We start from the raw sequence: 16,050 nt of genomic DNA, 5'->3' as shown, positions 1-16,050 counted from the left end.
CTCAACACTGCTCCTCCTGCGATGACGCGCCACGCGCGGACACGCAGGTCGGCACCGCCCTCGACATGTAGATGACGTCCGGGCCGTAGCCGTCCGGGGGGACGACCTCCTGGTGGGCCGTGAAGCCACGCGCCGACCAGAACGTCGCGCTGCCCCCGACGGCGACCAGCGAGATCTGCTCGTACCCGTGCGCCCCGGCCGATGCGGTGAGATGGCGCAGGAGGCGCCGTCCCAGCCCTCTGCGCCGGAAGTTCTCGGCTATGACCAGGTCGTGCAGATGCAGATTGGTGGACGGGAACGCGGTCTCCTCGGGCCGGCCCAGGTCCGGGTACCGGTACATCGGATAGGGCAGCGCCAGCACATAGCCCACCAGCCGGTGGCCCACCTCCAGTGCGCGGCAGGTGGCCGGCGACACCCGCGCCCGGGACTCGAGCGCCACCCGCCCCTCGGACAGGCCGAGTCCGGTGTAGGCGCGGGACTCCAGCGCCGCGATGCCGTCCCAGTCGCTCTCGGCGATATGGCGTATGCGCACCTCGTCGTTCATCCGTCACACGCCTTCCCTGACCGGTCCGCGGCACCGTCGACGCAGGTGTACGGGAGCGGGCCGAAACCGTTGAAGCCCCGGGTCATGTAGCTGACCGCGTACGCGCCGCAGGACAGCACCCAGACCGGGTCGCCCGACGCCAGCGCCTCGGGTACCTGGACCAGGCCCCGGTCATGGGAGTAGGCGTCGTCGCTGTCGCAGGTGGGTCCGGCCACGACGGCGGGCACACGGCGGGTGCCGGGGCCGCCGTGTGTGGGGAAGACGAGCGGGTACTGCAACTCGTCCATCTCGTACAGCCCGTTGAACTTCCCACAGCTCAGATACAGCCAGTACTGGCGCCGCCCGTCGGGGCCCCGCCGCGCGGACAGCCGGGACACATGGGCCCGGATGGCTCCTTGGCCGGCGACGAGGTAGCGGCCCGGCTCCACGACGAAGTCGAGGTGGTGTCCGCCGACGCCGCGCAGGTGGGCCATTCCCTCCCGGATGACGGCGAACACCTTGTCCATCGGGGGATCGAGCGGTCTGCCGTGTCTGTCGAGATACCCCGGGACGGGCAGGCCGCCGCCGAGGTTGACATGGTCCAGGGCGATTCCGCGCCGGTCCAGGGCGGCCAGGACGTCCGCGAGGCGTTCGAAGGCGGCGCGCCAGGCCTCGGGCGTCATCTGCTGCGAGCCGACGTGCACGGACAGGCCGGAGGGCACCAGACCCAGCTCCCGCGCCGTCTCCAGGACGGTCACCGCTTCGGCGGTCGAGCATCCGTACTTGTCGCTCAGCCCCCAGAGCGCTCCCCGTGTGTCGGTGGCGAGCCGGCAGAACACCCGGGCACCGGGGGCGTGTGCGGCGATCGCCGCCACGTCCTCCAGGCTGTCGGTCGCGAAATCCCTGATGCCGAGGCGGTGGGCGTCGGCGATGTCCCGGTCGGACTTCACGGTGTTGCCGTAGTGCACTCGGCCGATCGGCACACCCGCCCGCACCGCCTGTTCCATCTCCGGGACGCTCGCCGCGTCGACCCCGGCGCCCGCCTCGGCCAGCCGGGCCAGCACCTCGTCGACCGGGCACGCCTTCATGGCGAAGCGGACGGCGACTCCCGGAACCTCCCGGAGCAGGGACTCGTACCGCTCCTCGATCCCGGCGAGGTCGAAGACGATCCGGTCGTCGGTGGTGGCCGCGAGCGCGGCGGACAGGCGCTCCGCGGGTTCTGTGCCTGCCATGCCCTCGTGCGTCATCGCGGCCTTCGCCCCGGACGTTCCGGAGCCTGCGCGAGGGCGGTGTCGCGGGCCGCCTGTACCAGGGGCTCCCACGCCTCGATCAGCAGGGCGAAGTCGGCGATGTCGCCCTGCGCCTCGTCGAGCAGACGCTCGCGGCGCGACGCCAGGAGTTCGGCGAACGTCGCGTATCTGCCGCCGAGCTTCCGGTAGGCGGCCTCGATGGTGTCGAGGCGCTGGACGTTCTCCGCACGGTCGAGCAGGGTGCTCTTCCTGGCCAGCTCGGCGATGGCCGACGCGCGCACCTGACTCCGGTCGTCGAGGAGCGAGGCGCCGGCCTCGGCCATCTCGTCGTAGAGGAAGTTGAAGTAGAGCATCGACAGGAAGAACTTGGCGAACCGCAGCTGGTACGCCATGAACCCCGGGTCGGTGCGGCGTTCCCCGGTGTAGAAGTTCACGATGTGGCGGTTGTGCAGCACTCCGGGCAGCGCGGCGGCCTGGACCAGGTGGATGAGGAAGTAGTCGCTGCCGATGGTGTCGGTGGCGGGTGGCAGCGGCACCCGTTCGTGCACCTGGTGGAAGCTGATGTTGCACATGTCCACCCGCATGGGGTCGACCACGGTCAAGGTCGTTTCGTCACCGGTGAACGGGCCGGTCCTGGGCCCTTGGAAGGACTCCTCGACGAGTTCCCGCTTCTGCTCGTCCGACCAGTGGCCGGGCGCCCACAGGCTGACCACCTCGCGGTAGGCGTCCGGGTCGAGCCGGCGGATCTCGTCGATGTCCACGGACAGCTCACCCAGGAAGGAGCCGCCCACCATCGCCACCCGCTTGTGGGTGTCCTCGGGAGCGAGCACCGTCTCGCCGACGCCGCGCGCGGCGTCGGCCGCGCGTTTGCCGAGCGACATGAGCTCGTGGTGGACGGGGAACACCGTCTCGCCGCGTAGCACCTGATAGCGGCTGTCGGAGTCCCTGCGGTGGACGGACTCGCACCCGAGCGCCACGGCGATCAGGAACGCGCGGTTGGTGCAGGCGCCGTAGGAGAGCCCGGCCGGAAGCATCAGGTCGAGCAGCAGCTCGGGCTTGGTGTGCTCGGTCCGGCGGATCACTCGGCTCAGGAAGTCGCGCTGCTCCGCCTCGCCGAGGTGGTGGACGACGACGCGCGGCACCCCGCGCGCGGCGCGCAGGGCACGCGCGTGTTCCCGATACGCGTCGGAGGAGTCCAGGACGAGCAGACACACCTCGACGTCGAAGTGTGCGGCCGCGTAGGCGGCCTCCTCACCGATGGCGGTGACCATCGCGGGGCAGGCCCGGTTGGTGGGAAGGGTCAGGCAGATGCGTCGCACGCTACTTCCCCGTCGCTCCGGTCGCCCGGTCGCCCTGGTGGCCTTGGTTGACGTCTTTCCCGTGCCACGAGGTGAGCCCGAGCAGCTTGGCGCCCAGGTCGTTCAGCGTGGCGGTGCCGTACCTGAGGGCCTCGGGCTTGTCGGCGTCGCCGAGCAGGGTGGCGTTCCAGGTCGGCGTGGTCAGGTCGCGCCATGACTCGACCCGTGAACGCCGCAGCTCCTCGTGGGATTCGAGGGCCGGCATCATCGAGAGGTACTGGACCGCCCGCACACCGTCCTTCGAGGTGTTGGGCGCCACTCCGTGGGCCAGCAGGCCGTTCCAGATCAGCAGGTCCCCGGCCTCCAGTTCCGGCCGTACGACGGGCATCTCGGCCCGGTCGATCGCGGGCCGGATCGGATCGCGGTCGACCGGCTGGGACACCCGCCACTGGTCGAACCGGTGGAAGAGTTCGGGGCAGCACTGGAAGCCGCCGAGCTCCGGCACGGTGTCATGCAGGGCGATGATGCCCTGGACCCGCTGCGGCAGCACACTGAGCGTCGTGTCGACATCCCAGTGGAGCGTGATGTCGAAACCCCGCTCGGTGGGGGCGATCAGGGCCCGGTCGCGGTTCCTGACGTTGGGCGGGTTCAGGTTCAGCCGGTCCAGGGTGACCCACAGTTCCTCGCAGTCCCACACGTCCACGAACGCGTCGTAGACCCGCCGGGTCTGGCGGCTGTCCCAGATGAGCTGGTGGTGGTATGCCTCGACGAACCCGTAGATGTGCAGCTCCCGGTCCAGGTCGGACCGGTACTCGCGGTCCTCGTACCAGGTGTCCGGGCGGCCGGGGTCGAGTCCCTGGAAGTCCCAGGTGAAGTCGAGCAACCGGCGCGCCGCCGGGGCGGGGATGGCCTGCTTGACCACGACGTAGCCGTAGGTCTGCCAGAACGCGAAGTCCTCCTCGGACAACACCCTCAACGGGCGGCTCTTGGTGAGGTCCCGCAGCTGGGTCCGGGCCAGGTACGTCTCGCCGTCCGAGCTGAAGTACGGGACGTCCGAGGAGGACCGGTGCAGGTAATGGTCGGGCTTTGCCATGCAGTGCTCCAAAGCTGAAAACTCTCCGTCGCAGACCGCGAACACCGCCGCGTCCGCTGAGTCTGCTGATGACGGAGAACAGGACGGCGTCAGGTGTGGAAGCGCAGTGTTCTCTGCGCTCCGTGGTGGACTGACGCCTTCATAAAAATGGACTAGACCATATACGTTGTCAACAAGTGATTTCCCTAGACCTGTTGACCGAAGCGCCGGTGGTGTTCTCCTTGACACCGGTGATTCGGCTGAGCGAGTATCCGTTGGTCTGGACCAAAGATCACCGATGTCGCCGACATCGGTGGTGTCTGTGTCATGGGTTGTCGGAGCTCTCCGAAAGGCGTGGTCGATGTCCTCCAGTAAGCCCGGCAGGGACCTGCGCCGACTCGCGCTCTCCGTCCTGCAGCCGGGGTTCGTGGGCACGGAGGCGCCCAAGTGGATCCTGCGGGACATCGGGAACGGCCTGGCCTCCGTCGTGCTCTTCGCGCGCAACATCGAATCCCCGGACCAGCTCGCCCGGCTGACCGCGCAACTCCGCGCCGAAAACCCGTCGTTGATCGTAGCGATCGACGAGGAGGCCGGGGACGTCACCCGGATCGAGTCCGCGACCGGCTCCACCCGTCCCGGCAATCTCGCCCTCGGGACGGTGGACGACACCGAGCTGACCGAGTCCGTCGCCGCCGACCTGGGCCGCCAGCTGCGCGGCGCGGGCATCAGCCTCAACTACGCGCCCACCGTGGACGTCAACTCCAACCCGGACAACCCCATCATCGGAGTCAGGTCCTTCGGGGCGGACACCAAAGCGGTGTCCCGGCACGCCGCCGCGTGGATCACAGGGCTCCAGTCGGCCGGAGTCGCCGCCTGCGCCAAACACTTCCCCGGCCACGGGGACGTGGCCGTCGACTCCCACCACGGCCTGCCCAGTTACGACGCCGACCTCGACCGGATCGCCGCACAGGCCCTGCCACCGTTCCGCGCCGCACTGGACGCGGGTGTCCGCGCGGTCATGAGCGGCCACCTCCTGGTCCCCGCCTACGATCCGGAGCTGCCCGCCACCCTCAGCCGCCGCATCCTCGACGGCCTGCTCCGCCAGGAGCTCGGATTCGACGGACTGATCGTCACCGACGCCATCGAGATGGGGGCTGTCGCCGACCGCTACGGGATCGACGGGGCCGCGGTGCGCGCCGTCGCCGCCGGCGCCGACGCCGTCTGTGTCGGCGGGGAGAACGCCGAGGAGGCCACCGCCCGGCTGCTCGCCACCGCCCTCGTCGATGCCGTGGCCGCCGGGGACCTCGCCGAGGAGCGGCTGGCGGAGGCATCGGAGCGCGTCCGGGCGTTCGCCGAATGGTCGACGGAGCTGGGCCGGTCCGCCCCGGCCGGCGCGGCCGACGGTGACATCGGCTTCGTGGCCGCCCGCCGGGCCATCCGCATGACCGGCTCCGTAGCGGAGTGGCTGCCCCTGGCCGCGCCGCCGCACGTGGTGGAACTGGTGCCCGCCACCAACCTGGCCATCGGCAAGGAGACCCCCTGGGGCGTCGCCGCCCCGCTGGGCCAACGGCTTCCCGGCACGACCTCCGTACGGATACACCCGCAGCAGCTGCGGACCCGGGCCACCACCCTCGAGGCGTCCGCGCTGACGCCCGCCTCGGGGCGCCCGCTGGTGGTCGTCGTCAGGGACGCCTCCCGGCACCCATGGATGGGCGGAGCCCTGGCGGACCTCGTCACGGCGCGCCCGGACGCGATCGTGGTGGAGATGGGCCTGCCGGGCGCCACCACCCCCGGCGCAGTGCACATCGCCACTCACGGAGCGACTGCCGCGTCCGGGGTGGCCGCGGCGGAGGTCTTGGCGGGGACGACGGAGTAAGGTCCCGCGCGCCACGGCCCGTACGCGGGCGCTAGGAGGGCCTGACCCGGGCCGAGGCGTTGATGAGCTCGTCGGCGACCCACCGCGCCACGTCGGCGGGGTAGGGCGCCGACAGCCCGAGGACGATATGCCCGAAGCCGGCGTCGATCGCCTCAGCGATCGCGTCCCGGGTGGCGCCGGGCCGGTCGTACGAGACGGACAGGTGGATCGAGCGGGTGACCGAGGCGGGGTCGCGGCCGATCTCGGCGCAGTAGCGGTCCAGCAGTGCGCTGCGGCGGACGACGTCGTCGATGTCGCCGCCGGGGATGTTCCAGATGTCGGCGTGTTCGGCGACCACGCGCAGCGTCGGGGCCGCGCGTCCGCCGATGAGGATCGGCGGATGGGGGCGCTGGACGGGTTTGGGGTTGCCGAACGCCCCGGTGAGCCGGTGATGGGTGCCGTGGAAGTCGAACGGCTCCTCCTCGGTCCACAGCCGCCGGATCACCGTACAGGCTTCGGCGAGGCTCCCCACGGCGTGGGCGGTGTCATGGAAGGGCAGGCCGTGTGCCGCGTACTCACGGTGGGCCGCCGGAGGGCTGGGGCGTGAGCCGACGCCGATGCCGAAGTCGAGCCGTCCGCCGGAGACGATGTCGACGGTCGTGGCGATCTTGGCCAGCATCGCGGGCGGCCGGAACCGGTTGCTGGTCACCAGCAGGCCGAGCCGCAGCCGTCGGGTCTGGGCGGCGAGGGCCGAGAGCAGTGTCCAGCCTTCGTAGGCCGGTCCGTTCGGGTCGCCGCCGATCGGCATGAGGTGATCGAACAGCCAGGCGTGCTCGATCTCCGGGACGGTGTCCGCCTCGCGCCAGACCCGCAGGACGTCGTGGTAGTCGACCTGCATGGGGGCCGTCATGATGCCGAAACGAGGCCGGGGTGTGTGCGGCATGGAGGTGTTGGTCCTCTCCGGACGGTCAGCGGCGCCGCAGCGACGGGTCGAGCAGCGCGGGCGGAGTGTCGTACTTCTCGTGCGCGGCCAGGTCGACACCGGGCGCGACGATCGCGTCGATCGCGTCGAGCACATCGGGCGGGAGCACGGTGTCGGCGGCGGCGAGTTGCGAGTGCAGGTGGTCCAGGGTGCGGGGGCCGATGAGCGCGCTGGTCACGGCGGGATGCGTGGTCACGAATCCGAGCGCGAGCTGGATCATGGTCAGACCTGCCTCGTGGGCGACGCCGGCCAGCCGCTCGACGGCGTCGAGCCTGGTCCGGTTGGCGGGGACGGCGGTGTCGAAGCGCTGCGGCATGAACGTCGAGCGGCTGGTGGCGATGGGCCGCCCCTCGCGGATCGCGCCCGACAGCCAGCCCGAGGCCAACGGGCTCCACACCAGCACACCGAGCCCGTACTGCTCGGTCACGGGGAGCACATGGCTCTCGATCCCGCGCTGCAGGATCGAGTAGCTGGGCTGCTCGGTGGCATAGCGGCTCAGGTGGTGTTCGCGGGCGGCCCACTGGGCCTGCACGATGCGGTAGGCGGGGAACGTCGAGGAGCCGAAGTAGCGGATCTTTCCCGCGCGCTGCAGATCCGTCAGCGCCGACAGCGTCTCCTCGTCACTGGTGTTCGGGTCCCACCGGTGGATCTGGTAGAGATCGACGTGGTCGACACCGAGACGGCGCAGGCTGTTGTCCAGTTCGGTGACCAACCAGCGGCGCGAACCGCCCCGGTGGTTGGGCTCGTCGCCCATGGGCAGGCCCGCCTTCGTGGCCAGCACGATGTCGTCGCGGCGTCCGGCGATGGCTTTGCCGACCATCTCCTCCGACTCGCCGTCGCTGTACATGTCGGCGGTGTCGATGAGGTTGACCCCGCCCTCGAGAGCGGCATCGACGATGGCGGTGGCCTCGTCCTGGGTGGTGCGCCCGATCCTGCCGAAGTTCATGGCGCCGAGCGCGAGTGAGCTGACCTGCACACCGGTGCGGCCCAAGGTGCGGTACTGCATGACTGTGTTCCTCCACTGCTGATGAAGCGCGGCGGTATCGCGTGATGAGCATGCGTGGTTTGGATGCCGGGCCCCTGCTCTGGCATCATGAGCAAACGGAACCTCGTTCCGGAAAGACGATACGGAACGTTGTTCCGCTTAGCAAGCCCGGTCATGGCCCGGCAGCGCCCGCAGTGCCTTGGCGGCGGCTCGGCGGTCCCGGCAGTGGAGGGAGGAGCGGTGCGGTGAACGACAGCGACGAGGGCGCGGGACGCGCGGCCCGGTCCAAGCGGGCGGACGCCCGGCGCAACCAGGAGACCCTGCTCGACGCGGCCGCCTCGGTCTTCGTCGCGTCAGGCGTCGAGGCGCCGGTGCGCGATATCGCGGCCGAGGCCGGCGTCGGCGTGGGCACGATCTACCGCCACTTCCCGACGCGAGCGGACCTGATCATCGCCGTCTACCGGCACCAGGTCGAGGCCTGCGCCGAGGCCGGTCCGGCCCTGCTGGCGAGCAGCGCGACCCCGCACGCCGCGCTGGGGCAGTGGATCAACCTCTTCGTGGACCTGGTCACCAAGCACGGACTCGCCGCCGTGCTGCAGTCCGACAACGCCGGCTTCGACACACTGCACGCCTACTTCCTCGACCGCCTGGTGCCCGTGTGCACCCAGCTGCTCGACGCCGCGGTCGATTCCGGCGAGATCCGATCCGACGTGGAGGCCATCCAGCTCATGCGCGGCGTCGGGAACCTCTGCATCGGCGCCGAGAACAATCCCCACTACGACGCACGGCGGTTGGTCGAACTCCTCATCGCGGGACTGCGCCTGCCGCCTGGGTGACTCAGGCGGCGCCGGTCGCCCCCACGGTCAACGCGTAGTCCACCGCGACAGTGAAGTCCGCCGACCTGCCACGGATTTTCAGCGTGTGCTCCCCGGACTCCAGCGGGGGCAACTGGACCCACAGCCCGCAACCCGTCCCGCTGAAGCGGCCGCTCGACTCGGACACGGGGTTTCCGGGCGCGGCCGTCACCGTGATCGTCGTCCCCGGGTAGCGGCGGCAAGGCCGGGCGGACCGTGCGGCTGCGCCACGCCGAGGTGCTGGACAAGGACGGCATGCTCTGCACCGCCAATCTGCGCACCGCCCAGGCCACCGACTCGTACACCCTGAAGGGCTCGGGCACGGAGACGTACGAACCGCGCTTCACCTTCCACGGCTTCCGCTATGTCGAGGTCACCGGCTACCCCGGCACCCCGGACACCAGGGCCGTCACCGGACGCGTCATGCACACCGACGCCCCCTTCACGATGTCGTTCACGACCGACGTGCCGATGCTCAACCAACTGCACCGCAACATCACCTGGGGCCAGCGGGGCAACTTCCTGTCCATCCCCACCGACACCCCGGCCCGCGACGAACGGCTCGGGTGGACCGGGGACATCAATGTCTTCTCCGCCACCGCGGCCTACACCATGGAATCCGCCCGATTCCTCGCGAAGTGGCTCCGGGACCTGCGCGACGGGCAGTCCGACGCCGGCGCCTTCCCCGATGTCGCGCCCCGCATCGCACACAGCTGGTCGCCAAGGCCGCCCGGGCGCTGGGCCATGACCCCGGGCCGTACGACACCCTGGCCGCGAAGGTCCGCGACGCGTTCAACCGGGCGTATGTGTCCGCCGACGGCACCGTCAAGGGCGACACCCAGACGGCATACGTCCTGGCGCTGTCCATGGATCTGCTGCCGGACAGCGCGCGGACACCCGCCGCCGACCGGCTCGTCGAGCTGCTCCGCAGCAAGGACGGGCATCTGTCGACCGGCTTCCTCGGCACACCCCGCCTGCTGCCCACGCTCACCGCCACCGGCCACACCGATGTCGCCTACCGACTGCTGGAACAGCGGACGTTCCCCTCCTGGGGGTACCAGATCGACCAGGGCGCGACGACGATGTGGGAGCGCTGGGACTCCCTCAGGCCCGACGGGAGCTTCCAGGGCCCCGGCATGAACTCGTTCAACCACTACGCCTACGGCTCCGTCGGCGAGTGGATGTACCAGAACATCACCGGCACCGGCATCGGCATCGGCGAGCCCGGCTTCCGAAGCATCGTCATCCGCCCCCGCCCCGGCGGTGACGTACACGAGGCGAACGGACGCTACGACTCTCTCTACGGCCCGATCACCACACGGTGGACGCGGAAGAATGACGGCGCGTTCACTCTGGACGTGTCCGTGCCGGTCAATACGACCGCCGAGGTGTGGCTGCTCGCCGCCACCTCCCGCGCCGCGTCCAGGATCACCCACCCCGGGGCGACATTCCTGCGCCTCGACGACGGCTGCGCCGTCTACGCCGTGGCCTCCGGCTCCTACCGCTTCACCGCCCCCTGAGGCGGCGCTCGCCCGGGCCGAGGACGGCGGCCCGGGCGAGCCCCACCTGCGAGAGCAGCCCGACGATCCGGGTGTATGCGGGCGGGCGGCTCGGATGGGTCATCATGGGTGCTCATGGCGTTGGCCATGAAATAACCATCCGTGATGCGGCCATCGGCCGGGCGAAAGGCGCGCCGGAGCGCCCGACGAGAACCAAACAGCCCCACCAGGAAAGGCGAGAATTCCGCATGGCACCCACCGGCGTCCACCAGCACCGGGGCCACGCCCGCGCACTGGACGGCACCCTCCTGGCCTATCAGCGCCAGGGCACCGGCAGGCCCCTGGTGCTGCTGGCGGGCCAGGCGAACAACCACCACTGGTGGGACGGTGTACGGGCGGACTTCCACGCCACGCACACCACCGTCACCATGGACTGGCGTGGCACGGGGGAGAGCGGAAAACCCGATGAGCACTACTCGACGCGCGGCTTCGCCGACGATGTGATCGCCGTCCTCGACCATCTGGGCATTGACCGCGCCGACCTGTACGGGACCTCCATGGGAGGGCGGGTCGCGCAGTGGGTCGCCGCCCGCCACCCGGACCGGATCCGGCGGCTCGTCCTCGGCTGCACCTCACCCGGCGGGCCCCGGGCGAGGGAACGCGACACGGCGGTGCGGCGCTCCCTCGCCCAGGCCGACGTGCGGGCCGCGAGGGAGGCGCTGACCGACCTCATGTACACCCCGGCCTGGCGCTCCGGACATCCCGGGCCCTATACGACCCTCGGCGACCCCGGTATGCCCCCGCACGCCCGGCGGCGCCACCTGGTGGCCAGCAACGAACACGACGCCTGGGACGCGCTGCCCCTGATCAGCGCACCCACGCTGATCCTGCACGGAGCGGACGACCGGCTCACCCCCGCCGCGAACGCCCCGCTGCTCGCCGCGCGTGTTCCCCGGGCGCGTACCCACATCTTCGAGGGTGCGCGGCACGGATATTTCGAGGAGTGCCGCCCGGCGGCCGGGGCGATCGTGTCGTCGTTCCTGGCGGAGCGAGACACCCCGGACGACGTGTGAGTCTCGGCCGCGACCACCGCACAGCGCGTGATGACACAGCGCATTACCGGAAATTTTTCGGGCGTGACGGTCCGAAGATCCTCATCGCGGCCGGGGGCTTCCGATCCGTGCTGAGAAGGCACAGCTCAGCAGGTCATTCAGCGAAGGCAAGTAGGGGAGTTCCTTCCGGAATAATTCCGGAAGGAAGCGTTGACGTTGTATCGGTCCCGCAGCATACTCCGCATCGATCGACGCCGGTCGGCACGTAACCGCCGACCGCGTGAAACCGCCCCTCACCCGAACCGCGCTCAAGGAGGAAGAATGCTCGGAAACGCGCGCAACCGCTTACACATCGCGCTCATCGCCGCGGCCACGGCCGCCATGGCGGCGTTCTCGGTGGCTGCATCCCCGGCGACGGCCTCCCTGGCGGCCACGCCCGGGGAGGCACCCAACGGCGCGGCCTGGGCCAACTGCCCCAACGGGTACGTGGGTCTGACGTACGACGACGGACCGAACCCCGCGTCGACGCGGGCGCTGCTGGGCGCTCTGCGGGCGGGCGGGGCCAAGGCCACCTTCTTCATCTGGGGGCAGCACGCCGAGCAGTACCCGGACCTGCTCAGGGCCGAGCAGGCGGCGGGCATGTGGATCGCCAACCACACCGCCACCCACGCCCACCTCACCCAGATCGGCGAACCGGCCGCGTACAACGAGATCGCCACCGCCCAGAACACCATCCGGCGCATCACCGGACAGTCCCCCACCCTCTTCCGGCCGCCCTACGGGGAGACCAGCGCACAGGTCAAGGCGGACGCGGCCCGCCTCGGGCTGACCGAGGTGCTGTGGAGCGTGGACTCCCAGGACTGGAACGGCGCCGGGACCCAGCAGATCGTCCAGGCCGCCGCCACCATGCGGGCCGGCGGCATCATCCTCATGCACGACGGTGGTTACCAGACCACCGTCAACGCCGTACCGCAGATCCTCAGCGGCCTCGCCGCACGGGGGCTGTGCCCCGGCCGGATCACCGCCGGAGCGGGCGGTGGCGCGGTCGTCACCGCTCCCTGAGCCCCCGCTTCCTGAACCCTTCGCCGACCGTTGGGCGCCCGGTCAGATGAACCGGTGGCCGCGGAAACCTTAACAAGCAGCCACACTTGCCTCGTTTTTGTCGTATCTTGCACGGATGAGCTCACATGACCTGGAGCCGAGAACTCCGTCCACATTGGTCGGCAAGATAGACAGCGCCCTGGCGGTACTGATCATCGTCGGCATCGCCTACGGGCTGTACTGGCTGGTCTCCAGCCTTGCCTCGTCCTACATAGGGTTCTTCACCTGACCGGCGCGTCAGGTCGGCCCCGGTCGCGGGTGGTGAGGGCGATGGCCCTGCCTCTCACGACCGGGGCCGCGGGCGACGGTGGCGCCCGGGCCGGGGCCGGATGGTCGAATGGCGGCCCTCGACATCGCTCTGTGGGACCTCAAGGCGCGGAAGGCGGGAGGGCCGGGCGGGGATCCGTCCGGCACCGTCCGCCGCCCGGTCATCGCCGCCGTCGGCCGGGGTGCCAGGCAGTGGCGCCGTCGGTCAGGGCGTCGCCGCCACCAGGCCGCGTACCTGGGCGGCGACCAACGACTCGCACCCCTCCAGCGCCTTCTCCAGCCCGTCCGGATCGGTGAGAGGGCGCATGCCGGCGAAGTCCCGTGCCCACTTTGGTGCCGCGCCGCACTCCGCGACCAGCACCTGAACCGCCTGGGCGGCGGGCAGCAGATCGAACCAGCGCAGCCCGAGCGTGGCGAGGCCGGCCGCGGTGGGCTCGCCGAACAGCCGAAGCCGCGCCAGGCCGCCGTCGGGGTAGATGTCGAGCTTGACGTGGGTGACGGGGCGGGAAGGGCGGGAGGTGCCGAGACGGAAGCGGTGCCGGGTGTCGCGCTGCAGCCGGGTGCGCGGCAGCAGATCGAACCAGGCCGAGGGGTCGTCCGGGTCCGCGACCGTGGCGTCGATGCCCCGCAGCCGCGCCGACCCCGGTGAGTTCCCGATGAAGTACGAGGTGTCGACGACCGCTTGGGTGAGGTGTCCCCGTGCGGCGAGTTCGACGGTCATCCAGTCGTTGCTGCCACCGCGGCGCCGCCGGGTCTCCCATCCGTCGCCCATCACCCGGGGGAGCCCCGGGGAGAGGACGTTGTTGGGCGGGGAGTAGAAGCGGTCGCTGGCGTCGACGACGCGCCCACCGTGCTCCACCGCGGCCAGGTCCCAGGCCGAGCCGACGAGGAACCGCGGGTCCGGGACCACGTTTCCGTGCACCCGCAGCCGGGCCACCCCGCCGTCGGGGTGGATGTTGAGGCGGACGTGCGTGAAACGCGGATCGGTGTCGACATCGAAGCGGTGCTCGGTGTCCCCGCGCAGGGGGCTCGGCGGGACGATCGGCAGCCACTCGGCTTCTTCGAGTTCGGCCGGTGTGGGGTGGCCCTCGACGGCGCATGCCTCGAGCGAACAGGACTCGGGGTAGTTGCCGGTGAAATGGGCCGTGTCGACGACGACACCGCGGATCACCCCGGGCGCGCCGAGGCGGACGACGGCCCAGTCGTGGTCCCCCTCCTCGTATTCGGGCCGACGGCGCCGGGTTTCCCAGCCATCCATGATCTGGCCCTTGTGCCCGAAGGTGTGCGGCTGGAAGACGGGCGCCGTGGGACGCAGCAGGTTTTCCTTCTCGGCGAAGAACTCGTCATTGGCCGCGACGACACCGCCGCCGAGGGCGCGGGCGGCGAGGTCGGGAAGCTGGGTGAAGTCGCTCATGTCTCTCCTCGGGTGGCACAACCATGCGCTGGGGCCTCCCGGCGGCGTGGGCGCGAGCGCGGAGCACATACGCCGCCGGGAGGGGTGTCGGGGGAGGGGAAACCCGCTCCCGAAGGGTCACCCGAGGGCCGTGCGGAGCGCCGTCGGGGCGTGGCCGGGGCTGGTGGCCAGCTCCTCGAACTCGGTGACGTTGTCCAGTTCGGTGCCCATCGAGACGTTGGTGACCCGTTCGAGGATCACCTCGACGACCACCGGCACCCGGTGCTCGGCCATCAGCTTCTTCGCCTCCTCCAGGGCGGGCGCGATGCGGTCGGGCTCGAAGACGCGGATGGCCTTGCAACCCAGCCCCTCGGCGACCTTGACGTGGTCGACGCCGTAGCCGCCCACCTCGGGGGCGTTGACGTTGTCGAAGGACAGCTGGACGCAGTAGTCCATCTCGAAGCCGCGCTGGGCCTGGCGGATCAGCCCGAGGTAGGCGTTGTTGACCACCACATGCAGATAGGGAATCCGGAACTGGGCGCCGACGGCGAGTTCTTCGATCATGAACTGGAAGTCGTAGTCGCCGGAGAGGGCGACGACGGTGGCGTCCGGCTCGGCCGTCGCGACCCCCAGGGCGGCGGGCACGGTCCAGCCCAGCGGTCCGGCCTGGCCGGCGTTGATCCAGTGGCGGGGACGGTAGACATGGAGCATCTGCGCGGCCTGGATCTGGGAGAGCCCGATCGTGGAGACGTAGCGCGTATCGCGCCCGAACGCCTTGTTCATCTCCTCGTAGACCCGCTGCGGCTTGACCGGCACCTGGTCGAAGTGGGTCCTGCGGAGCAGGGTGCCCTTGCGCTGCCGGCAGCTGTCGGCCCAGTCGCCCCGGTCCCTGAGGGTTCCGGCGGCCCTCAGCTCCTTCGCCGCCTGGACGAACAGTTCCAGCGCGGGCCTGGCGTCGGAGACGATGCCCAGGTGCGGGGCGAAGACCCGGCCGATCTGGGTGGGCTCGATGTCGACGTGGACGAAGGTGCGGCCCTTTGTGTACGTGTCGAGGCCGCCGGTGTGGCGGTTGGCCCAGCGGTTGCCGATGCCCAGGACGAAGTCGGACTCCAGAAGGGTGGCGTTGCCGTAGCGGTGCGAGGTCTGCAGACCGACCATGCCCGCCATGAGGGGGTGGTCGTCGGGGATGGTGCCCCAGCCCATGAGCGTGGGCACCACCGGCACCCCGGTCAGCTGGGCGAACTCCACCAGCAGCTCGCTCGCGTCGGCGTTGATGACCCCGCCCCCGGCGACGATCAGCGGCCGCTCGGCGGCCTGCAGCAGCTCGATGGCCTTGTCGATCTGTGCTCGGGTGGCCGACGGTCTGTACACCGGCAGCGGCTCGTACGTCTCCGGGTCGAACTCGATCTCGGCCATCTGGACGTCGATGGGCAGATCGATCAGCACCGGCCCGGGCCGGCCCGAGCGCATGAGGTGGAAGGCCTGTTGGAACGCGCCCGGCACCTGGGCCGGTTCGAGGACGGTCATCGCCATTTTGGTCAGCGGTGCGGCGATCGAGGCGATGTCGACGGCCTGGAAGTCCTCCTTGTGCAGCTTGGCCACCGGCGCCTGGCCGGTGATGCACAGGATCGGGATCGAATCGGCGCTCGCCGAGTACAGCCCGGTGATCATGTCGGTGCCCGCGGGGCCGCTGGTGCCCACGCAGACCCCGATGTTCCCGGCCCTGGTACGGGTGTAGCCCTCGGCCATGTGCGAGGCGCCCTCCACATGCCGGGCGAGGACATGGGTCAGGCCACCGTTCGTGCGCATCGCGGAGTAGAAGGGATTGATCGCCGCACCGGGAAGGCCGAAGACATGGGTGGTGCCCTCTCGCTTGAGGATCTCCACCGCTGCCTGGGCCGCGGTCATACGAGCCATGA

Annotated in this window: 14 protein-coding genes and 1 pseudogene; 6 read left to right on the top strand and 9 right to left on the bottom strand. The window is 70.5% G+C overall.

Annotation, left to right across the window (positions count from 1 at the left end; translation table 11 throughout):
• Window position 1: 1 nt before the first annotated feature.
• Genes ACFZDL_RS03345 through ACFZDL_RS03330 form a run of 4 tightly spaced genes read right to left on the bottom strand, consistent with a single transcriptional unit; the run spans window position 2 to window position 4,164 of the window.
• Window positions 2-544, bottom strand: coding sequence for a GNAT family N-acetyltransferase (locus ACFZDL_RS03345; protein WP_353591126.1), 543 nt, complete (start codon window positions 542-544; stop codon window positions 2-4).
• Window positions 541-1,755 (bottom strand): type III PLP-dependent enzyme, encoded by a 1,215-nt coding sequence (locus tag ACFZDL_RS03340; RefSeq protein WP_353591125.1) that lies wholly within the window; start codon window positions 1,753-1,755, stop codon window positions 541-543. The genes ACFZDL_RS03345 and ACFZDL_RS03340 overlap by 4 nt, the downstream gene beginning before the upstream one ends.
• Window positions 1,756-1,766: 11 nt before the next feature.
• Entirely contained in the window at window positions 1,767-3,092 is a 1,326-nt protein-coding gene (locus ACFZDL_RS03335) for a DUF6271 family protein (protein ID WP_353591124.1), read from the bottom strand.
• 1 nt (window position 3,093) lies between these two features.
• The gene (locus tag ACFZDL_RS03330; protein WP_353591123.1) at window positions 3,094-4,164 is read right to left on the bottom strand and encodes a phytanoyl-CoA dioxygenase family protein; all 1,071 of its coding nucleotides are present in this window, start codon (window positions 4,162-4,164) and stop codon (window positions 3,094-3,096) included.
• Between the two features lie 340 nt (window positions 4,165-4,504).
• Between ACFZDL_RS03330 and ACFZDL_RS03325 the strand changes: the two genes are divergently transcribed.
• On the top strand, window positions 4,505-6,019 hold the full coding sequence (locus ACFZDL_RS03325) for a glycoside hydrolase family 3 N-terminal domain-containing protein (protein WP_353591122.1): 1,515 nt from the start codon (window positions 4,505-4,507) through the stop codon (window positions 6,017-6,019).
• Between the two features lie 31 nt (window positions 6,020-6,050).
• On the opposite strand, the gene ACFZDL_RS03320 is transcribed toward ACFZDL_RS03325, so the two are convergent.
• Together ACFZDL_RS03320 and ACFZDL_RS03315 are read right to left on the bottom strand one after the other, a co-directional pair.
• Complete coding sequence (locus ACFZDL_RS03320; RefSeq protein WP_353591121.1) at window positions 6,051-6,941, bottom strand: LLM class flavin-dependent oxidoreductase; 891 nt, start codon at window positions 6,939-6,941, stop codon at window positions 6,051-6,053.
• Between the two features lie 25 nt (window positions 6,942-6,966).
• Window positions 6,967-7,986 (bottom strand): aldo/keto reductase, encoded by a 1,020-nt coding sequence (locus tag ACFZDL_RS03315; protein ID WP_353591120.1) that lies wholly within the window; start codon window positions 7,984-7,986, stop codon window positions 6,967-6,969.
• Window positions 7,987-8,210: 224 nt separating this feature from the next.
• Here ACFZDL_RS03315 and ACFZDL_RS03310 point away from each other — a divergent pair, with 224 nt between their 5' ends.
• Complete coding sequence (locus tag ACFZDL_RS03310; RefSeq protein WP_353591119.1) at window positions 8,211-8,801, top strand: TetR/AcrR family transcriptional regulator; 591 nt, start codon at window positions 8,211-8,213, stop codon at window positions 8,799-8,801.
• 1 nt (window position 8,802) lies between these two features.
• Here the strand turns inward: ACFZDL_RS03310 and ACFZDL_RS03305 are convergent, their stop codons facing one another.
• Window positions 8,803-8,967: a hypothetical protein gene (locus ACFZDL_RS03305; protein ID WP_353591118.1), complete on the bottom strand. Its 165-nt coding sequence runs from the start codon at window positions 8,965-8,967 to the stop codon at window positions 8,803-8,805.
• Between the two features lie 50 nt (window positions 8,968-9,017).
• On the opposite strand from ACFZDL_RS03305, the pseudogene ACFZDL_RS03300 reads away from it, so the two are divergent.
• The 4 genes and pseudogenes from ACFZDL_RS03300 to ACFZDL_RS03285 form a co-directional block, all read left to right on the top strand.
• A pseudogene (locus ACFZDL_RS03300) lies at window positions 9,018-10,339 on the top strand (family 78 glycoside hydrolase catalytic domain); the annotation flags it as partial.
• A 227-nt stretch (window positions 10,340-10,566) separates the two neighbouring features.
• Window positions 10,567-11,391, top strand: coding sequence for an alpha/beta fold hydrolase (locus tag ACFZDL_RS03295; RefSeq protein WP_353591117.1), 825 nt, complete (start codon window positions 10,567-10,569; stop codon window positions 11,389-11,391).
• 300 nt (window positions 11,392-11,691) lie between these two features.
• On the top strand, window positions 11,692-12,432 hold the full coding sequence (locus tag ACFZDL_RS03290) for a polysaccharide deacetylase family protein (RefSeq protein WP_353591116.1): 741 nt from the start codon (window positions 11,692-11,694) through the stop codon (window positions 12,430-12,432).
• 115 nt (window positions 12,433-12,547) lie between these two features.
• On the top strand, window positions 12,548-12,700 hold the full coding sequence (locus ACFZDL_RS03285; protein WP_353591115.1) for a hypothetical protein: 153 nt from the start codon (window positions 12,548-12,550) through the stop codon (window positions 12,698-12,700).
• Between the two features lie 243 nt (window positions 12,701-12,943).
• Here ACFZDL_RS03285 and alc read toward each other — a convergent pair whose 3' ends face one another.
• Window positions 12,944-14,152 carry an allantoicase gene (gene alc, locus ACFZDL_RS03280; protein WP_353591114.1) on the bottom strand — a complete coding sequence of 403 codons (1,209 nt, stop codon included), beginning with the start codon at window positions 14,150-14,152 and terminating at the stop codon, window positions 12,944-12,946.
• Window positions 14,153-14,269: 117 nt separating this feature from the next.
• A complete protein-coding gene (gene gcl, locus ACFZDL_RS03275) occupies window positions 14,270-16,048 on the bottom strand; it encodes a glyoxylate carboligase (protein WP_353591113.1) in 1,779 nt (592 codons plus the stop codon).
• Between the last annotated feature and the right edge of the window lie 2 nt (window positions 16,049-16,050).

The organism is Streptomyces sp. NPDC007917, assembly GCF_042959105.1.
In the GTDB taxonomy this organism is placed as follows: Bacteria; Actinomycetota; Actinomycetes; order Streptomycetales; family Streptomycetaceae; genus Streptomyces.
This window is presented reverse-complemented; position numbering and strand designations above follow the sequence as displayed.

Excerpts from the sequence above, each read along its gene's own strand:
- ACFZDL_RS03295 (WP_353591117.1), top strand. The coding sequence starts at position 10,567 with ATGGCACCCACCGGCGTCCACCAGCACCGGGGCCACGCCCGCGCACTG.
- ACFZDL_RS03290 (WP_353591116.1), top strand. The coding sequence starts at position 11,692 with ATGCTCGGAAACGCGCGCAACCGCTTACACATCGCGCTCATCGCCGCG.
- ACFZDL_RS03320 (WP_353591121.1), bottom strand. The coding sequence starts at position 6,941 with ATGCCGCACACACCCCGGCCTCGTTTCGGCATCATGACGGCCCCCATG.
- ACFZDL_RS03330 (WP_353591123.1), bottom strand. The coding sequence starts at position 4,164 with ATGGCAAAGCCCGACCATTACCTGCACCGGTCCTCCTCGGACGTCCCG.
- ACFZDL_RS03345 (WP_353591126.1), bottom strand. The coding sequence starts at position 544 with ATGAACGACGAGGTGCGCATACGCCATATCGCCGAGAGCGACTGGGAC.
- ACFZDL_RS03325 (WP_353591122.1), top strand. The coding sequence starts at position 4,505 with ATGTCCTCCAGTAAGCCCGGCAGGGACCTGCGCCGACTCGCGCTCTCC.
- ACFZDL_RS03340 (WP_353591125.1), bottom strand. The coding sequence starts at position 1,755 with ATGGCAGGCACAGAACCCGCGGAGCGCCTGTCCGCCGCGCTCGCGGCC.
- alc (WP_353591114.1), bottom strand. The coding sequence starts at position 14,152 with ATGAGCGACTTCACCCAGCTTCCCGACCTCGCCGCCCGCGCCCTCGGC.
- gcl (WP_353591113.1), bottom strand. The coding sequence starts at position 16,048 with ATGGCTCGTATGACCGCGGCCCAGGCAGCGGTGGAGATCCTCAAGCGA.
- ACFZDL_RS03285 (WP_353591115.1), top strand. The coding sequence starts at position 12,548 with ATGAGCTCACATGACCTGGAGCCGAGAACTCCGTCCACATTGGTCGGC.
- ACFZDL_RS03315 (WP_353591120.1), bottom strand. The coding sequence starts at position 7,986 with ATGCAGTACCGCACCTTGGGCCGCACCGGTGTGCAGGTCAGCTCACTC.